The sequence below is a fragment of the Endozoicomonas sp. ALB115 genome (assembly GCF_049310245.1).
GTDB lineage: Bacteria > Pseudomonadota > Gammaproteobacteria > Pseudomonadales > Endozoicomonadaceae > Endozoicomonas.
In genome coordinates this window covers 111,779-128,469 of sequence record NZ_JBLYZG010000006.1, presented here as the reverse complement: position 1 = coordinate 128,469, position 16,691 = coordinate 111,779, and the positions used below count along the sequence as shown (strand labels likewise).

General features: G+C 48.9%; 14 protein-coding genes. 8 read left to right on the top strand and 6 right to left on the bottom strand.

Going from position 1 to position 16,691, the window contains the following annotated elements:
• Window positions 1-283 precede the first annotated feature (283 nt).
• The 3 genes from ACO6VE_RS04645 (at window position 284) to ACO6VE_RS04635 (ending at window position 2,502) form a co-directional block, all read left to right on the top strand.
• Complete coding sequence (locus ACO6VE_RS04645; RefSeq protein ID WP_422459977.1) at window positions 284-1,270, top strand: hypothetical protein; 987 nt, start codon at window positions 284-286, stop codon at window positions 1,268-1,270.
• Window positions 1,271-1,281: 11 nt separating this feature from the next.
• Window positions 1,282-1,437 carry a hypothetical protein gene (locus ACO6VE_RS04640; protein ID WP_422459975.1) on the top strand — a complete coding sequence of 52 codons (156 nt, stop codon included), beginning with the start codon at window positions 1,282-1,284 and terminating at the stop codon, window positions 1,435-1,437.
• A gap of 78 nt (window positions 1,438-1,515) precedes the next feature.
• Complete coding sequence (locus ACO6VE_RS04635) at window positions 1,516-2,502, top strand: hypothetical protein (protein WP_422459973.1); 987 nt, start codon at window positions 1,516-1,518, stop codon at window positions 2,500-2,502.
• A 336-nt stretch (window positions 2,503-2,838) separates the two neighbouring features.
• On the opposite strand, the gene rapA is transcribed toward ACO6VE_RS04635, so the two are convergent.
• The 4 genes from rapA to ACO6VE_RS04615 form a co-directional block, all read right to left on the bottom strand.
• Window positions 2,839-5,715 carry an RNA polymerase-associated protein RapA gene (gene rapA, locus ACO6VE_RS04630; RefSeq protein WP_422459971.1) on the bottom strand — a complete coding sequence of 959 codons (2,877 nt, stop codon included), beginning with the start codon at window positions 5,713-5,715 and terminating at the stop codon, window positions 2,839-2,841.
• A 401-nt stretch (window positions 5,716-6,116) separates the two neighbouring features.
• Window positions 6,117-6,881, bottom strand: coding sequence for an outer membrane protein (locus ACO6VE_RS04625; RefSeq protein WP_422448947.1), 765 nt, complete (start codon window positions 6,879-6,881; stop codon window positions 6,117-6,119).
• A gap of 119 nt (window positions 6,882-7,000) precedes the next feature.
• Window positions 7,001-7,462 carry a DNA polymerase III subunit chi gene (locus ACO6VE_RS04620; protein ID WP_422448945.1) on the bottom strand — a complete coding sequence of 154 codons (462 nt, stop codon included), beginning with the start codon at window positions 7,460-7,462 and terminating at the stop codon, window positions 7,001-7,003.
• 75 nt (window positions 7,463-7,537) lie between these two features.
• Window positions 7,538-9,031 (bottom strand): leucyl aminopeptidase, encoded by a 1,494-nt coding sequence (locus tag ACO6VE_RS04615; protein WP_422459969.1) that lies wholly within the window; start codon window positions 9,029-9,031, stop codon window positions 7,538-7,540.
• Window positions 9,032-9,276: 245 nt separating this feature from the next.
• On the opposite strand from ACO6VE_RS04615, the gene lptF reads away from it, so the two are divergent.
• Entirely contained in the window at window positions 9,277-10,389 is a 1,113-nt protein-coding gene (lptF, locus tag ACO6VE_RS04610) for an LPS export ABC transporter permease LptF (protein ID WP_422448941.1), read from the top strand.
• A complete protein-coding gene (gene lptG / locus ACO6VE_RS04605) occupies window positions 10,382-11,440 on the top strand; it encodes an LPS export ABC transporter permease LptG (protein ID WP_422459967.1) in 1,059 nt (352 codons plus the stop codon). Before lptF ends, lptG begins: the two co-directional genes overlap by 8 nt.
• A gap of 147 nt (window positions 11,441-11,587) precedes the next feature.
• Here the strand turns inward: lptG and ACO6VE_RS04600 are convergent, their stop codons facing one another.
• Together ACO6VE_RS04600 and ACO6VE_RS04595 are read right to left on the bottom strand one after the other, a co-directional pair.
• On the bottom strand, window positions 11,588-11,770 hold the full coding sequence (locus ACO6VE_RS04600; protein WP_422459965.1) for a hypothetical protein: 183 nt from the start codon (window positions 11,768-11,770) through the stop codon (window positions 11,588-11,590).
• A 258-nt stretch (window positions 11,771-12,028) separates the two neighbouring features.
• Complete coding sequence (locus ACO6VE_RS04595; protein ID WP_422459963.1) at window positions 12,029-12,505, bottom strand: RDD family protein; 477 nt, start codon at window positions 12,503-12,505, stop codon at window positions 12,029-12,031.
• A 353-nt stretch (window positions 12,506-12,858) separates the two neighbouring features.
• Between ACO6VE_RS04595 and ACO6VE_RS04590 the strand changes: the two genes are divergently transcribed.
• The 3 genes from ACO6VE_RS04590 (at window position 12,859) to ACO6VE_RS04580 (ending at window position 16,614) form a co-directional block, all read left to right on the top strand.
• On the top strand, window positions 12,859-14,433 hold the full coding sequence (locus ACO6VE_RS04590; RefSeq protein WP_422459961.1) for a hypothetical protein: 1,575 nt from the start codon (window positions 12,859-12,861) through the stop codon (window positions 14,431-14,433).
• 131 nt (window positions 14,434-14,564) lie between these two features.
• Complete coding sequence (locus ACO6VE_RS04585; protein WP_422448931.1) at window positions 14,565-15,863, top strand: anaerobic C4-dicarboxylate transporter; 1,299 nt, start codon at window positions 14,565-14,567, stop codon at window positions 15,861-15,863.
• A gap of 211 nt (window positions 15,864-16,074) precedes the next feature.
• Window positions 16,075-16,614, top strand: coding sequence for a hydrolase (locus ACO6VE_RS04580; protein WP_422448929.1), 540 nt, complete (start codon window positions 16,075-16,077; stop codon window positions 16,612-16,614).
• Window positions 16,615-16,691 lie beyond the last annotated feature (77 nt).

Here is a 16,691-nt window from a genome sequence, read left to right as displayed (position 1 = left end):
TCATGAGGGAATTGGTTGAGTCACATTGATATTTTGACTGATCGTATGAAAAGTTGGAACTTATCATAAGGCTGCTGGTCAAAAAGATCGTAATGAAATAATTACTGATCTCCGTTTGGAATGAGTCTGACTAAATCAGGCTCTGCCACTTGTTTAAAGCTGGCAGGGTGGAAAAATGAAGGAAGTTATTGGCAGGCTTATCCTGAGAGAAAGTCCGGCATTGACTGTATCTTATGGTCAATCCTTAATATCTTTTAACTCATAAAAGTATGAGAACACTAACATGTTTCCTGCAACTACCGACTATAAGTTTGTCCCCTCTACCCACACAGCTCAGCCAGCTACCCACACTGCCCAGCCGCCGTCTGGCAGCTCAGCATTAATAACTGCTGCCGTTTTTCAATCCTTTAAAACCCATATCACGTCGTTGCCTGAGGAAATACGCAGCAAAACTATTCAAGAAACGTTGATGTTTATACATGATCAGTTCCCTAATGAACTGCCGAAATTTCAACAAACCTTGGATAAACGAAGGGTAACCCTTGCTGAAAGCTCCTCTGAGACTGGGGCTGTATCGATAAGTCCGATGAAAAAATTAGTTGATGATCATAACTGCCCTGAATTAATTACTGATTTGAATAGTATGGTGGAAGAATTTAATAATAACTTAAAATATTTTATAAAATATTCACAAGATAATGAAATTTCTTCACACTTGAGAGAAGATGGTTCGAGAAGGTTTTCAAAGCAATTGGAAGGTTTTGGCAAGGATATTCACAAAAGGACTAACCAGGGTTGTGAAAGAGTTCGCGCGGATAGTAAAACCGTAGTAAAAACAAAGCAGAAGCTTGATGCATGGCACAACTCGGTAAAAATTCTTAGTCAGGGATTGCTTGATCCGTTACTTGATGGTCCAGAGGGACCCGATCACAATTCCAGAGAGAAGGATAAAGCACTTTCCACTCTGCATGATATACAAAGACTAAAGCAAAATGTTGGGAAAAATGATTATTTCAAGATTGATGGTATATTAAGATATTTAACTAAAAAAGCACCACGGGAGAATATTTGTTCCCGCTTGAGTAATTTAATTCTCTCGGATTTCATTGGTAGTGGTAACCTGATGCTATTCCAGAAAACCCTGCAGCGGTTATTTGATTATTATCATTTTATACCATTCGAAGGGCCTCTTGGTGAAATTACAGATGAGCTCTGTGAATCTATCCAAATATATGCAGCAATGAAGAAGCCGACTGGGTTCGATTATTAATTCAATGACTGGTGAAGGAAGTGGATCCGTGGAGCCTGGAAGGTTTTGTACTGGCCCGCTTTGAACGGCTGAAGGATCTGGCAACAGAAACCGTAATTTCAGAACGTCAGGCCCATAAAGTGCTGGGCTCAACTGAAAAAGCATATTCGCCGACAGTCTTTTCCTGAGAGAAAAATCCGGCATTGACTGCATCTTATGGTCAATCCTGAATATCTTTTAACTCACAAAAATATGGGAATACTAACATGTATCCTGCAACTACTACCGGCAGAAATCAGTATGCCTCCAATATCCGCACAGTTCAGACGGTGTCTGACAGCTCAGCTTTAGTAACTGTTACCGTCTCTCAAGCCTTTCAAAACAATGTCAAGGCGTTAAAGATGTCTGACAAAGGCAAATGCAGCGAAGCTATTCAAGGAATGTTGAGGTTTATAAATAATGAGTTCCCTGATGAAATGTCGAGTTTTCAAGAAAAACCCTTTAGAGAACGAGGGGTGACGACCCTTGCTGAAAATTCCTCTGAGACCAGGGCTGTAACGATAAGTCCGATGGAGAAACTGATTGCTAATCATAAAAGCTTTGAGTTAATTACTCATTTGAATAGTTTGGTAGATGACTTTAACGCCAGGCTAACTGCTTTTACAGGCTATTATCACGATAGTGAACTTCCTCCATCCGTAAGAAAAAGGGAGTTGAACATCTTTTCACCAAAATTGAATGATTTTGGAAAGGATATTCTCAAAAAGACTAACGGGGATTGTGATACATTTTATGGGGGTAGTGAGTTTGCAGAGGAAACGAAACGGCAACTGGATGCGTGGCACAACTCAGTTAAAATTCTTAGTGAGGGATTGGTTGATCCGTTACTTGATAAATCAGAAGGACTTGATCACAATTCCAGCGAGAAGGAAAATGCAATTTTCCTTCTGAAGGAAATACAAAAACTACAGCATGAGGATGGAAAAAAAGATTATCACAAAATTGATATTTTATTAAAATATTCACCTAATAGTGCTGCATTGCGCGAAACTTTTCGTTCCCGCATGAGTGATTGTATTCTTAAAGATTTTATTGGCAGTGATAACTTGTTAGTTTTCCTGAAAACAATGCAGCTGTTATTTGATTATTATCAATTTACCCCACACAATGAGCCTCTTGGAGAAATTACAAAAGACTTCTGCGACACTATCAAAAAGTATGCAGAAATGAAAAAGCCGGCTGGGTATAGTTAATTCAGAGACTGGTGGAAATAGACAGCATCTAAGAACTATCATTTTTAATAATATTGACTAGGAGCCTGTCGGACTTAAGCGTCCGTCTAGGCGACCCCGTAGCGAGGATTGCGAGAAATTGAGGATAAAAATTTCTGCTTCTGAGGAGAATAGCGGGGCTATTTGACGAAGAAGCAGGAATTTTTAGACCAATTTATCGCAACCGCAGTAGGACAGTCTTAAGTCCGACAGGCTCCTAGTGCTGCCCGCCACCGGAAAAGCCGGAAACGTTTGTGCGGGCAGCAGGCGGGACCCTCAGACTGAGTAAAAAGTTAGATAGAAGCCAAAAGAAAAATATTAACCAGCAATCATAATCCGTAGCGCATCCAGTCGAAGAACCGCTCTCTGCAGTGCCTGATGCCCCAGGGCTGCACGGTTTTTCAGATATTCAATCTCTTCACCACGGACGTTCGGGTTAACGACTTTAAGCGCCGCCAGTCGTTTGATCTCTTCAGTGACATCGGTCAGCAGGTTCTGGCAAGCATGATTAACGATGGGTTGTACCCGATCTTTGGCATACCCTTCGGCTTTATCCAGCATGGCCAGAAAGGGTGCCCGCTGGGCATTCACCAGTTTTTTGGCAACACCCCGTTTCAAAGGCTGAAGCTGGGCGTTCAGGGTATCAAACGCCACTTTTTCGGACAGGTCATTGAACCCCGGGTCGATCAGACAGCGGATCGGTGTGGCTGGCAGGTAGCGGTCCAGCTGCAGAGTTCGGTCGGCGCTGGTTTCTACCACGTAAATCGCTTCCAGCAGCATGGTGCCGGGCTTCAGGGCTTTGTTTTTGAGCAAAGCCACAGAGGTATTCCCCAGCTCGCTGGTCAGCACCATGTCCATGCCTTCGGCAACGATGGGATGCTCCCAGGTCAGGAAGTGCATGTCTTCTCTGGACAGTGCCATGTCCCGGTCAAAGGTGACGGTCATGCCATCATCCGGCAGGCCGGGGAAGGTGGTGATCATGTGGCTGCCCGGGCGAATCACCAGACAGTGTTTGGAATAGTCTTCCGCCTCAACACCAAAGCCTTCGAACAACTTCTCCATAAACCGCTTGAGCTGTCTTGGCTGTTCCTGCTCTTCGATGTCGTTGATCATATCTTCATTGGAGATCAGGCCCCGGGAGTTCAGCTCCAGCAATCGGTCTCTGCCTTTATGAAGGTGCTCCATCTGTTGCCGGTTCAATTGGGCTGCCTGGTTCAGCAGGGTATCCATGGCTTCTGTGGAGGCCTGGCTGCCCGGTTGCAGATAAGGCAACAGCGCTTCACCCAGTTGCATCTGCACCATACTACCGGCAGGGCAGGTATCGGCAAAAGCGTTCAATCCCAGCTGGTACCAGTGGAACAGTGCCTCCTGACCGGTGCCAGACAGATAGGGCACGTGAATCTTGATGGCTTCAGTCTGGCCAATACGATCCAGTCGGCCAATACGCTGTTCCAGCAGGTCGGGATGTTCGGGCAGATCAAACAGCACCAGATGGTGGGCAAACTGGAAGTTACGTCCTTCACTGCCAATTTCTGAACACACCAGTACCTGGGCACCATGCTCTCCTTCGGAAAAGAAGGCCGCAGCACGATCCCGCTCAATAATGCTCATGTTTTCGTGGAAAACCGCTGCCGGAATGCCGGACAGTATGCGCAGGGCATTTTCCAGGTCCAGTGCCGTATTGGCATTGGCACAGATAACCAGTACTTTCTCTTTCTTCAGCAGTTTCAGCAGGTTCATCAGCCAGTCTACCCGGGGGTCGACTTTCCACCAGGGATCCATATCATCGACACGGATCTGAGCCTGATAAGCCAGCTCCGGATAAAGGTTATGGCGGTAGTTGGACTCTTCTTCCAGGGCGATTTCGTACAGCTCCGGCAGCACCTGGGGGTAGCCCTGGGCCGCTCGACCAGAGAATCCGCCAACGGCTGCCCGGGTATTACGAAACATCACGCGGCCGGTACCATGACGATCCAGCAGGCGGCGCAGCAGCTGGGTTCGGGCAGTGTTTCGAGCCTCTTCATCACCCTGGTCAAGGATATCAATCAGCGACTTGCTGTCTTCTCCAAGGAAACTGATCAGATGGTCCCTTGCCTTGGCAGGGAGCGTCTGATTGTTATTGTTCAGAAGTTCCTGAACCGCCTCTGCCACCGGCTCATAACGGCTTTCTTCGGCGGCAAAGGCGGCAAGATCATGGAAGCGGTCCGGGTCCAGCAGACGCAGATGGGCAAAGTGGCTTTTGGCACCCATCTGCTCCGGCGTCGCGGTCAGCAGCAGGAGTCCCGGAATCTGCAGGGACAGCGCTTCAACACAGCGGTATTCCGCATTGGTCTCTTCTTCAGACCAGATAAGGTGATGGGCTTCATCCACAATCAACAGGTCGAAGTCCGCTTCCAGTGCCTGTTTGCGGCGTTCGTCATCATGACATAGAAAGCCGATGCTGCTGATAATCAGCTGCTCGGTATTGAACGGGTTTTCATCCGGAGACTGACGGCAGCGCTCTTCGTCAAAAACACTGAAACGCAGGTTGAAACGGCGCAGCATCTCCACCAGCCACTGGTGTACCAGGCTTTCCGGCAAGAGAATCAGCACCCGGCTGGCACGGCCGGTAATCAGTTGCTGGTGCAGTATCAGGCCGGCTTCAATGGTTTTACCCATGCCCACTTCGTCGGCCAGCATAACCCGTGGCGCATGGCGCTGGGAAACCTCCCGGGCAATATGCAGCTGGTGGGGAATCAGGCTGGTGCGTGGGCCAATCAGGCCGCGCATCGGGGACTTGCGCAGACCGTAGTTATACTGGAGTGTCTTGTAACGCAGGGTAAAGTTGCTGTTCTGGTCAATCTGACCCGCCAGCATCCGGTCCTGTGGCTTGTTGAAGCGAATATGGTTGCCCAGCTCGGCTTCTGGCAGCTGTCGTGTTTCTCCGTCAGGGAGGGTTCCGCAGTAGGTCAGCAGGCCATCTTTCTCAATCACCTCGGTGACCAGCATAATCCAGCCCTCGTGGCTTTCGACACGATCTCCGGGGTTGAACTCAACGCGGGTCAGAGGGCAGTTGTTTATGGAGTAAAGCCGGGTTTCCCCGGTGGCAGGAAACAGCAGGGTGACCATTCGACTGTCAAAGGTGAGCACAGTGCCCAGCCCCTGTTCGGTCTCAGTATCACTAATCCAGCGTTGCCCAGAAACGAAACTCGTCATATTTGACTACTAACCTTGCCTGACTGACAGACCGCCATTATACGTTACCGCCCGGGCGGTGCGTAGGCCGGAGATGGACCGGCGGACTGTATTTTGAAAATGGTTTACGGTGAGAGAGCCTCTGTATCGAACAGCAGGTTCTCAGGCTACTCGGGCCATCTCAATCATACGCTTCCCCGCAGTGTTTTGCCTGAAGATTATGACCGATGTGCCAAAAAGCGCGCTATATTAGCGCAATCCTCTTAAATTGCACTACGGGGATGACCGAAATTCAGCATGCCACGATGATTATAGACGGGAGTTTGGCTTTTATTGGCCTGGCTTGTCTTAAGAAGGTGTTTTGGAGGGGGTATTGCACAGGAGCTTACTGCGGCCTGTGCAGAAATATTAGTGAGGGATAGTTAGAAGTGGTAACGCAGGCCCATCAGCAGTGTGGTGGATTCCAGCTTGCCCTTGAGAGACTCGTCACCGGTAGTCGGCAGGTTTTTCAGTTCCCAGTCTCCGAGGTTGCGATGTTCTATCCCAAGATCCAGGGCAAGGTGTTTACTGAATATATAGGAAATTCCTGCACCTACTGTCCAGGCCATTTCATTGTTTCTGTGGTCATCCCATTTTTCATTCCAGTTGGCGTTGTCTGAAAAGGTCTGTACACCGGATGTCTTGTTCTTTGCATAGCCTGCACCGGCCATAAGATAGGGAACTACATGCTTGTTGAGGGGGATGTCGTAATAGGCTTTCAGCATGTAGACATCAGATTCAATATTGATTTTGTTATATGCAGTGCCAAGAAGTGTTGTATTGAATGGACCAGTGTTTACTTGCCAACCGAGCGCTACGTCTATCTGATAATCAGATTCCTTCTGAAAAGACCCTTCAAGCTCCAGACGGAAACTGGGGTTAACTACAAACCCGGCACCAAATGCTCCAACTGCAACGCTGTGATCGTTATTCAGATTGGCTATCCCCATGCTGCCTTGGGATGCATCAGGGTTAGTAGAAGGTGCATTAGCAGCCGCAACTGCAATGAAAGGATTGACAGCCTCAGTATCTTTAATCGCCGTATAAGCCGCCCCACCCCGGGCAAAAGCATAAATATCCATAGCCTGACTGGTGGCCGGTACAGCCAGCGCCAGACTGACCAGCATTGCGTTCAATGTTTTCATCATTATTTTACCGTTCAATGGTTAGAGAATTTTTATTTGAAAGCGATGTGTGTCTGCTTTCTTATTAAAAAGGATAGACAAACTATGGGTGAACGGTATCTGCTGGCAAGGGGTGACAGGGCCTACATATTGTGTACTTCTGGCTCTATACCCGCCTGACGATAGGCCCGGAACTTCGCCCTGGAAACCGCTTTCTGGTCCGGGTTCTGAACCACGACTTCACAAACGCGGGCAAAGTCTTTGAAGAATGGAGGAACTTCAGGGCTGAGATTAATCAGCAACCGCTTTGATGCTACGGCAGGGTGGTCAAACCCCAGGGTGATGGGAGACTCTCTGGCCAAAAGTACACTTTCCGGGGTATTGCCCTGGATGGGTGAAATAATCCCATGGGGAAGAAAGCTATCCTCCCGCCATGACCAGAGCAGTTGATCCATGGACTGGCAGCTGCTTTCATCCGCCGTATGGATATGCATGGGCAGGCCTCCACGCCATGCTTTGTCGATAAGGCGGCAGGCAAACTGCTGTTCGTTTTGCCCGTTATTGTCAAGATTGCTGTCTAAAAGGTAGAAAGTCACTCTGGTCATGGGGAAATCATAAACTAATCTGAGCAAACAAAAAGGCCCTGATCGATCAGGGCCTGTCATCAGTACTGGCAACAATCAGATTTTATTCAGCAGGTATTGTACCAGCATGGGCACTGGACGACCGGTAGCCCCTTTTTCCTTGCCTGATTGCCAGGCGGTTCCGGCGATATCCAGGTGCGCCCAGGGGTAGGCTTCGGCAAATTTAGCCAGGAAGCAGGCTGCGGTAATGGTACCCGCAGCAGGACCACCAATATTGGCCATATCGGCAAAGTTGCTGTCCAGCTGGCGAGCATATTCTTCACCCATTGGCAGCTGCCATGCCCGATCCATGGCTTCTTTGGAAGCACTGATCAGCTCTTCAGCCAGCGGTTCATTATTACTGAGCAGGCCGGTGGTGTGATGGCCCAGGGCAACGACGCAGGCACCCGTCAGGGTGGCAATATCGATCACCGCTTCCGGCTTGTAACGTTCTGCGTAGGTGAGGGCATCACAAAGCACCAGACGACCTTCGGCATCGGTATTGAGAATTTCAATGGTCTTGCCGGACATGGACGTTACGATATCCCCCGGGCGGGTGGCCTTGCCGCTGGGCATGTTTTCTGCCGCAGCCACCATGCCAATAACATTAATGGGCAGATCCAGCTCAATAATGGCATTCATGACGCCGAATACACTGGCGGCACCGCACATATCAAACTTCATTTCATCCATGGCGGCACCGGGTTTCAGGGAGATACCACCGGTATCAAAGGTGATCCCTTTACCCAGCAGAACAAGAGGCTTGGCACCGCGTTTGCCATTTTTGTACTCCATGCAGATCAGCCGGGCTTCCTGTTCGGAACCGGCACTGACGGAGAGCAGGGAGCTCATGCCAAGGTCAGACATCTGTTTTTCATTGAGCACCTTGGTGGTCAGTTTGGCATGCTGTTTCGCCAATGCTTTGGATTCATCGGCAAGGTAGGTTGGATGGCAGATATTGCCTGGCAGGTTGCCCAGGGTTCGGGCCACATTCCGACCATTACCAATGGCCTGCCCCTGGGCCAGACCGGCTTTCACTTCTTCGGCATTCTTACGGTCCGCCAGCAGTGTCACCTTCTTCAGACTGATCTTCGAAAGAGCGCCTTTGCCGGTGTCGTTTTTAAACTGGCTGAACTGATAAAATGCATATTCAATCGCTTCAACCAACTGACGGGTGATCCAGTGCAGTGACTTGCCCTCGACGTTGATATCTTCGATGGCAATGCTTGCTTCCCTGGCATTCAGCGATTTCAATTGGCTGGCCAGGTTGACCGTCAGTTTGTTAAACCCGGCTTCTGTTAATGGCTTATCATTTTCACCCATGGCCAGCAGCAGCAGACGCTCAACCGGCGCATGTCGGCTGTGCAGAAGCATCAGTGAGTGGCCGGGCTTGAAATCCAGATCACCACGTTTGAGTATGTCGGCAAGATACCCCTCGGTTAACGAGTCTAAGGCTGTCGCAGAGGGGGGAAGCGTTTTCTTGTGGACGCCCAAAATAAGGCAGGCAGTTTTCTGTTTTTCTGCAGCACCACTCTTAACAACAAATTCCATGGTCTCTCCAAGGGGACAAGTTATCCGATTTCATGGATAATAATACGGTTAAGCCAATTCAACCAGACGCTTTAGTCCGGATATGGGATATTCAGGCATTATCCAGACGGCTATCAGAACGTAGAAGTCATTGGGTTAATTGTATGTTTATTCTACGATTCTGTCAGACGGGCCGGGATTATACCGGTTTTTTAAGGCGACTGACGTATAATTGTTCGTTTTGATTTGATGAATTTCACCAAGGCATGCCTTTAATCATATTTCGTTACCTGTCCAGACAGATGCTGCAGGTTATGTTAGCAGTGACGTCTGTCGTATTGCTCATTATCATGAGTGGGCGCTTTGTGAACTATCTGGCACAGGCGGCCACCGGGACACTGAAAGCGGATTTTCTCTTTGCCATCATGGCTTACCGGATCCCGGAGTTTCTGGTCATGATACTGCCCCTGGGGCTTTTCCTGGGCATTATTCTCGCCTATGGCAGGCTGTATGTTGATAACGAAATGACGGTGCTCAGCGCCTGTGGTCTCAGCCATCATCAACTTTTAGGCATAACCATGGTGCCTGCGGTCGGGGTTATGCTGGTGGTTGCGCTGTTAAGCCTGGTAGTTGCCCCCCGGGGAATACAGAAAGTTGAAAGCATTTTTGTCGAGCAGGACGCTCTGACCGAGTTTGATACCCTGGTTTCCGGACGTTTCCAGAAGTTTGGCTGGCAGCGCGTGACTTATGCAGAGACGTTAACCGACGACCGCCAGCAGATGAACAGGGTTTTTATCGCCAACCGTAACGGGGATAGCAAGAACACAGGTTCGATGACCTTGCTGCTGGCGCAAACGGCAAACCTTGAAGTCAATGCAGCAGAGGGTGGGCAGCGCTATCTGATATTGGATGATGGTTACCGCTATGACCTGACGCCCGGCGCATTGCCTTTGCGGGAAATTGCCTTTGAACATTACGGCCTTCGTATGGAAGAGCGCCGCTCCGGAAAAGAGATCAGCAAGGAGCAGGCTCTGCCAACGGCGACACTTTTGGCGTCCGACACCCCGGGCCATCGTGCTGAGCTGCAGTGGCGCATCTCTTTGCCACTGTTAATACCCATCGTGGTGCTGATGGCATTGCCCCTGGCCCGGGTTAATCCCAGACAGGGGCGTTATGTGAAGCTGTTGCCCGGAATATTGCTGTATCTGCTGTATCTGGCTTTATTAATGAGTGGCCGTGGCGCGATTGAGGATGGGCGACTGTCGCCGGATATTGGTCTGTGGCCGATTCATATTCTTTTCTTGCTGATTGCTTTGCTGTTGTACCTTGTTGAGCCGGGTAAACTCTGGCTGGCGCGCCGGAGGGCTGGAAATGCGTAAGCTGGATCGTTACATATCCAGAAATGTTCTGGGGGCAACGGTGATTGTCCTGCTGATTCTGGTATTTCTGGAAGCGTTGTTTGCTTTTCTGGGGCAGCTGGATGATGTCAGGGGCAACTATCAGTCGCTGGACGCTTTGATATATACCCTGTTGATGATACCCAAAAAACTGTACGAGCTGATTCCCGTGTCGGCACTGGTTGGCTGCCTTATGGGGCTGGGCTCCATGGCGTCCAGCAGTGAGCTGGTGGTTATGAGGGCCGCTGGTATTTCGCTGTGGCGTATTCTGGGGGCAGTCATGAAGCCCACCCTGGTCATGATTATTACCGGATTGATGCTTGGCGAATATCTTGCTCCCATGGCCGAGCAGGTTGGCGAGACCAGAAAAGCGATAGCCCGCTCCGCTGATGGCACATACACCGGAGAAGGCTTCTGGCATCGTGAAGGCCATGAATTTATGTACTTCAATGCGGTCGAGCCAAACGGCGTGCTTTACGGCGTGAGTCGTTATGTGTTTGATGATGAGATGAAGCTTCAGGAAAGCGCTTTTGCCAAACGGGGAATCTATCAGGGTGATCATTGGTTGCTGGAGGATGTCACCACCATACGCCGTAAGAATGAACAGTTTATTACTGAGCAGAGTCTGGTTGAACCCTGGGATACCAGCCTGACAACAACACTGTTGAAAGTGGTGGTGGTCAAACCTGAAGCATTGCCCATATCCGGCCTGCTCACTTATACGAAGTACTTGAAAGCACAGGGGCTGGATGCCGGAGAGTATGATCTGGCACTGTGGACAAAGCTGCTTCAGCCGTTATCCATACTCTCCCTGGTTATTGTGGGCATCTCTTTTGTCTTTGGTCCTTTGCGTTCCGTCAGTATGGGATTGCGGATCTTCTCCGGGGTGATCACCGGCATTGTCTTTATGATTGTTCAGAACCTGATGGGACCATCCAGCCTGGTATTCGGGTTTCCGCCGGTATTATCGGTAATGATTCCAGTCATCATCTGCCTGCTGGCGGGTGCGGTGATGTTAAGGCGGGCTGCATAAAGGGCTAAAGGGCGTAGGCTCCATGCCCTGAATAAAGGACTGTGCCAATCACCCTTCGACTCCGCTCAGGGTGAACGGAGATTGTTCGTATCCTTTAGGCTTCTTTATGCATTCCCACGCAGGGCGTGGGAACGATGGGGATGGAGATTATCGCTGGAAAGGGTGCCCGGGAGTTCTTCTTACAGGCTTTTGTGGGGTTCGTTTGACCGGGCAGTAGAGCCTGCACTCTTCCAGTTGATCTGAGTGGTGGAAAGATTCCGGATTGCCTGATAAACGACGAAAGACTTCCGCCAGTTGAGATACAACCTGTTCGAATAGCCAAGTGTTCATACTGGAGTCTCCCTTTTTACTGCCTGATGAAAGCCTATCTGCTATTAAAAACCATCGATAGTCTTGTTGGTACACCGTCGTCGGTGAATGACGATGGTTTCATTCTAATGCTGGATAGGTAAAAATACCAATAAATGTTTCGGTATATGTGTATCGGACTGCAGGCAGCAGTGAACAGTCGTCTGTAAATATTATTGCTGGTAGTGTAACCAGTGCCGCTTATTTATGAAGCTGCACTGAGATGTTAGAAGACTGTGGTCAGGTTTTTTTTGCCGGTTTTTCCAGAAGAATGACTTTGGATGACGATGCCAGATCCTGCCAGCTTCGCCGCTGATGGTCGATCAGTGCCCAGAGAAGCCCGATACCCGCAAGCGACAATGCCGGAATGGCAATCAGAAAACGGATCACGCTTTGCCATGGGCTGATCAAATGATTGTCGCTGCTGACCACTTTTATTCTCCAGGCCTGCATACCAAGGGTTTGTCCTGACCGGGTCCAGAAAAAGCCAAAGAAGCCGTAAATGATGACCAGCAGGGCGGCGTAGAAAAAGGGGCCTCCAAGCTGGTAGCCCTCTTCAGTCATGGTTTTCAGTTGCTCATCACCGAAAATCTGTATCTGGATGAACAGATTAATAAAACCGGCCATAAACAGCAGTGCCAGGATTAACAGAGAATCGTACAACATGGCCGCAGCTCTTCTCCACACTGGAGCCGGGGTAAGATTAGTGGCTTCCATCGACCTCTTGCCTTGTTATTAAACGTGTCGGGACATTCTATCAGCAAATTTTTTTCACGCACATAACTACTGCTGTCGTCCACTCAATGTTTGCACCCAGCACAGGTGTCTCAGTATTTTTCGGCCTTTGGACTTTTTAATGGAACAAATTTACGTGTTTGTTGTCCCATAAGGGCTGAAGATTTTTGTGAATCGGATTATTACGATTTGATTACATTATTTATCTTTTTTTAAGGGATGAAATTGTCTTTCATTATTGAATGGTGACATACCTGAAAAGAATAAAATGCTTTCCGGGGAGTATGATGAGGCAGAATCGAGTTGTTCATGATTTCTCATTTTTAATTGTTCTTATGTTCAGTTTACTGGCCATTAATACCACGGCCGGCGTAGATGAGCATACTGAAAATATCTCAGAATCATCAATGTATCTGGATGATGAAGATTTAATTGAGGAAGATCTGGATGATGAAGACGATTTAATTGAGGAAGATCTGGATGATGAAGACGATTTAATTGAGGGAGATCTGGATGATGAAGACGATTTAATTGAGGGAGATCTGGATGATGAAGACGATGTGATTGAGGAAGATCTGGATGATGATGCTGAAGAAAATGAAGCAGGCAACGAACCGGAGAAACAATATGCAGACAGTGAATATTACCAGGATCTGATTCGATCCAGAAATAAGAATGCAACCTCTCTATACATGTCGATCATTGATAATAGTAACTACCTGTTTAATGACCTGATGATGGACCTCCTGATCCGTCCTTTTATCAACTTTGCTTCGGAGTATCAGGATGTTTTCAACCATCACGTGTTAGATCCGGTGCGCCGTGGTAAACACTATATGAGGTATATGGACAGTGTCATGCTCGGTACCTTTGATAATATTTTGAATGAAGATACCGGGACTACAAACTGGCCTTATGCTATTGCAGGCGTGCCTTATGGCTGGGTTGTAAAGAATGTTGTTGCTGATTTTAAACTGGGCTCTGAGGTACGCAGTCCGGGCATTACCGACAATAAATATCATAATCATCCCGTTCTGGTGGAACGTCTCGGGGCAGAGACGGCAGAAGTGGGAACCAAAATGTCAGAGGAACACAAAAATGAACTGATTGTTATTGATGTTGTAAAACCTTTTATGCCGAGGCTGGAGATATGGGATGAAGAAAATTCACTGTTTTCGTCCCTGTACAATTTCTATTATGCAACAAAGGAACTGGTAACTGACGTCTATCAAGTTGTCGAATTTGAAGAGACGGATTTTTTCAAACGAACAGGTCGGTATGAGGAGTCTGACCGAACGTTTCTGCATCACTGGAATAAAACCATATCAAAGCGAAGTGCATTCAGAAGTGGTCAGATTATCAGGGTAGACAGGAAAGGGTATTTTTCCATGGGGCCTGTTCCCATCGCCTGGAATTATTGTGAAGTGATGTTACACGAAGGTGGCAGCAAAGATATTGAGGTTGTTGAAGAGGAAGATGAAACCGAAATTTATTATCAGCATTCTGACACTTATGTATGGGGCGCACGGGGTGACAGAATGACTCCCAGGGAGAGAACCAGAACGGTGCGTAAAAAGGTGGTCAAACAGGTTCCGAATGTTACCACATTCCGGGTTTACACCGAAAACCTATGTCTGGCAGCGGAGGCATCCGTTCGCTCTAAAAGTGAGGTCATTACCTTCACCACGCGCAGGTTGTTTTCCTGGTTCGTGCCCGGGCTGGCATTTATTGGTACCCCTTCCGTTTCTTATCTGCTGATGGGGCAGTTTGGTATTAATAATTACTTCCCGCTCACAGCCGGCCTGATGGCCACTGTTTTTCTGACGTCCTGGGTGGTTCCCTCAATGTGGGAGTCTGACATTGAAGATACTATGCACAGTATCAAGTTCCCTCCCCCGGACGAGTTGTAATGCCTCCTGATGGTTGTTTCGGTTCTGATTCTGAGCATCACCTGACCGGTGTTGAAACGTCTTTTGCCGTTTTCAGGCTATCTTAAATTATCTATCCATTGACTTAAGATTAATTTCTCAGGGGATTTGGCATGACCTGGTTGCAGTTGATCATTGTTCTGGCATTTATTTTCCTGGGAGCCCGGTTGGGCAGCATTGGTATTGGTTTTGCCGGTGCTGTCGGGGTTGTGGTGCTTACCCTGGGGCTTGGGATGAATCCTGGCACCATCCCGGTGGATGTGATCCTTATCATCATGTCTGTCATTGGTGCTGTGGCAGCCATGCAGGTCGCTGGCGGGCTTGATTATCTGGTATATATTGCGGATAAATTGCTTAGAAGGCGGCCGCAGTACGTGACGTTCCTGGCACCGGCTATCACTTACTTTATGACGTTGCTGGCTGGCACAGGCCATACGGCCTATTCAACATTGCCGGTTATTGCTGCTGTTGCCCGTGAGAATGGGATTCGCCCATCCCGACCTCTGAGTATTTCGGTGATTGCCTCTCAGGTCGCCATTACCGCCTCTCCGGTCTCCGCCGCTGTGGTGGTATTCAGCGGTATGCTGGAACCCTTTGGTGTTGATTATCTGGATCTGCTCCTGATCTGCATTCCTACCACATTTGTTGCCGTGATGTTGACGTCGCTGGTGTGTAATTACCTTGGCTGTGAACTGCACAAAGATGAAGTGTATCTGCACAAGCTCTCTGAAGGGCTGATTCAACCTGCAGAGGTTGTGGATAATCGAATAAAGCCCGGGGCAAGGATGTCCGTGCTGATTTTTGGCCTGAGCATCCTGGCGGTGGTGGTATATGCGACGCTGGTCAGCGATAAGGTGGGTGTTATTGACAATCCCGTACTGCCCAGAGACAGCGCCATTTTTGCCTTTATGCTCAGTGCAGCGTGCCTGATTACCCTGGTTACCCATATAGATACCAATCACATTCTGAATGCCCAGACTTTCAAGTCGGGTATGAGTGCGTGTATCTGTGTTCTGGGCGTTGCCTGGCTGGGGAATACATTTGTTGGTGCCCACCTTGAGAATGTTCAGGAGACCGCCGGGGATATTCTTGATCACTATCCCTGGCTGCTTGCCCTGGCACTGTTTCTGGCGTCCATGTTACTGTATTCCCAGGCCGCAACGACCCGGGCTCTGATGCCTGCAGCCCTGATGATTGTTGACCCGGTGACCGCTATCGCGTCATTTGCTGCGGTCAGTGCCCTGTTTGTTTTGCCAACCTACCCTACCTTGCTTGCAGCCGTCGAGATGGATGAAACAGGTTCTACCCGGATCGGCAAGATGGTGTTTAATCATCCTTTCTTTGTACCCGGAGTGATCTGCATCCTGCTTTGTGTGATTTTTGGTTTTCTGCTGGCTCCGGTTATTATCTAATGCATGTTTTCAATGAGTTTGACGCCTCCGCACTCCGCTCGTCCTGAGCCTGTCGAAGGGCGGAAACTCCGGACTCTGATAGATCGTGCCAAGCACCCTTCGACTCCGCTCAGGGTGAACGGAGATTGTACACGTCAACCTCATTGAAACCATGTGCTAGGACCAAGGGATTTCGAAAATAATATTGATCTAAGGGGCAGGAGAAACAGGTATGTTAAATCTTGATACGACGGTGCTCGTGGTTGTGGATGTTCAGGGCAAGCTGGCCACCCTGATGCATGAACATGAGTCACTCTTTGATAATATTGTGACCATGGTTAAAGGGGCCAGATTGCTTGATATTCCGATTCTCTGGCTGGAGCAGGTTCCGGAAAAGCTGGGAGGCACAATTCCTGAACTGGCTGATGAGTTATCGGACTTCAGCCCGGTGAGAAAAACATCCTTCAGTGCCTGTGGTGAGCCTGCTTTTATGTCAGCACTTGAACAGACAGGTGGCAGACAGGTGTTGTTGACCGGCATAGAGACCCATATCTGCGTCTATCAGACGGCGATGGATCTTCTTGCCGGAGGCTATGAGGTAGAAGTGCTGGTTGATGGGGTTTCATCAAGAACATTACAGAGCAAAGAGGTGGCTCTGGATAAAATGTCAGCCCAGGGGGCTGATCTGACAACCGTTGAAATGGCGCTGTTTGAACTGATGAAATCTGCCGACGCACCACAGTTTCGTGATGTCGCCAGGCTGATTAAATGATTTGGACCTGAGCCTCAGGAGCCTGTCGGACTTAAGCGTCCGACAGGCTCCTCAGCAATCTGAGGCTCACTTTTCGG

What these genes read in the sequence shown, in the direction of transcription:
- ACO6VE_RS04625 (WP_422448947.1), bottom strand. Translation starts at nt 6,881, where the DNA reads ATGATGAAAACATTGAACGCAATGCTGGTCAGTCTGGCGCTGGCTGTA.
- ACO6VE_RS04600 (WP_422459965.1), bottom strand. Translation starts at nt 11,770, where the DNA reads ATGAACACTTGGCTATTCGAACAGGTTGTATCTCAACTGGCGGAAGTC.
- ACO6VE_RS04595 (WP_422459963.1), bottom strand. Translation starts at nt 12,505, where the DNA reads ATGGAAGCCACTAATCTTACCCCGGCTCCAGTGTGGAGAAGAGCTGCG.
- ACO6VE_RS04615 (WP_422459969.1), bottom strand. Translation starts at nt 9,031, where the DNA reads ATGGAATTTGTTGTTAAGAGTGGTGCTGCAGAAAAACAGAAAACTGCC.
- ACO6VE_RS04590 (WP_422459961.1), top strand. Translation starts at nt 12,859, where the DNA reads ATGTTCAGTTTACTGGCCATTAATACCACGGCCGGCGTAGATGAGCAT.
- ACO6VE_RS04635 (WP_422459973.1), top strand. Translation starts at nt 1,516, where the DNA reads ATGTATCCTGCAACTACTACCGGCAGAAATCAGTATGCCTCCAATATC.
- lptF (WP_422448941.1), top strand. Translation starts at nt 9,277, where the DNA reads ATGCCTTTAATCATATTTCGTTACCTGTCCAGACAGATGCTGCAGGTT.
- ACO6VE_RS04645 (WP_422459977.1), top strand. Translation starts at nt 284, where the DNA reads ATGTTTCCTGCAACTACCGACTATAAGTTTGTCCCCTCTACCCACACA.
- ACO6VE_RS04580 (WP_422448929.1), top strand. Translation starts at nt 16,075, where the DNA reads ATGTTAAATCTTGATACGACGGTGCTCGTGGTTGTGGATGTTCAGGGC.
- rapA (WP_422459971.1), bottom strand. Translation starts at nt 5,715, where the DNA reads ATGACGAGTTTCGTTTCTGGGCAACGCTGGATTAGTGATACTGAGACC.
- ACO6VE_RS04620 (WP_422448945.1), bottom strand. Translation starts at nt 7,462, where the DNA reads ATGACCAGAGTGACTTTCTACCTTTTAGACAGCAATCTTGACAATAAC.
- ACO6VE_RS04585 (WP_422448931.1), top strand. Translation starts at nt 14,565, where the DNA reads ATGACCTGGTTGCAGTTGATCATTGTTCTGGCATTTATTTTCCTGGGA.
- lptG (WP_422459967.1), top strand. Translation starts at nt 10,382, where the DNA reads ATGCGTAAGCTGGATCGTTACATATCCAGAAATGTTCTGGGGGCAACG.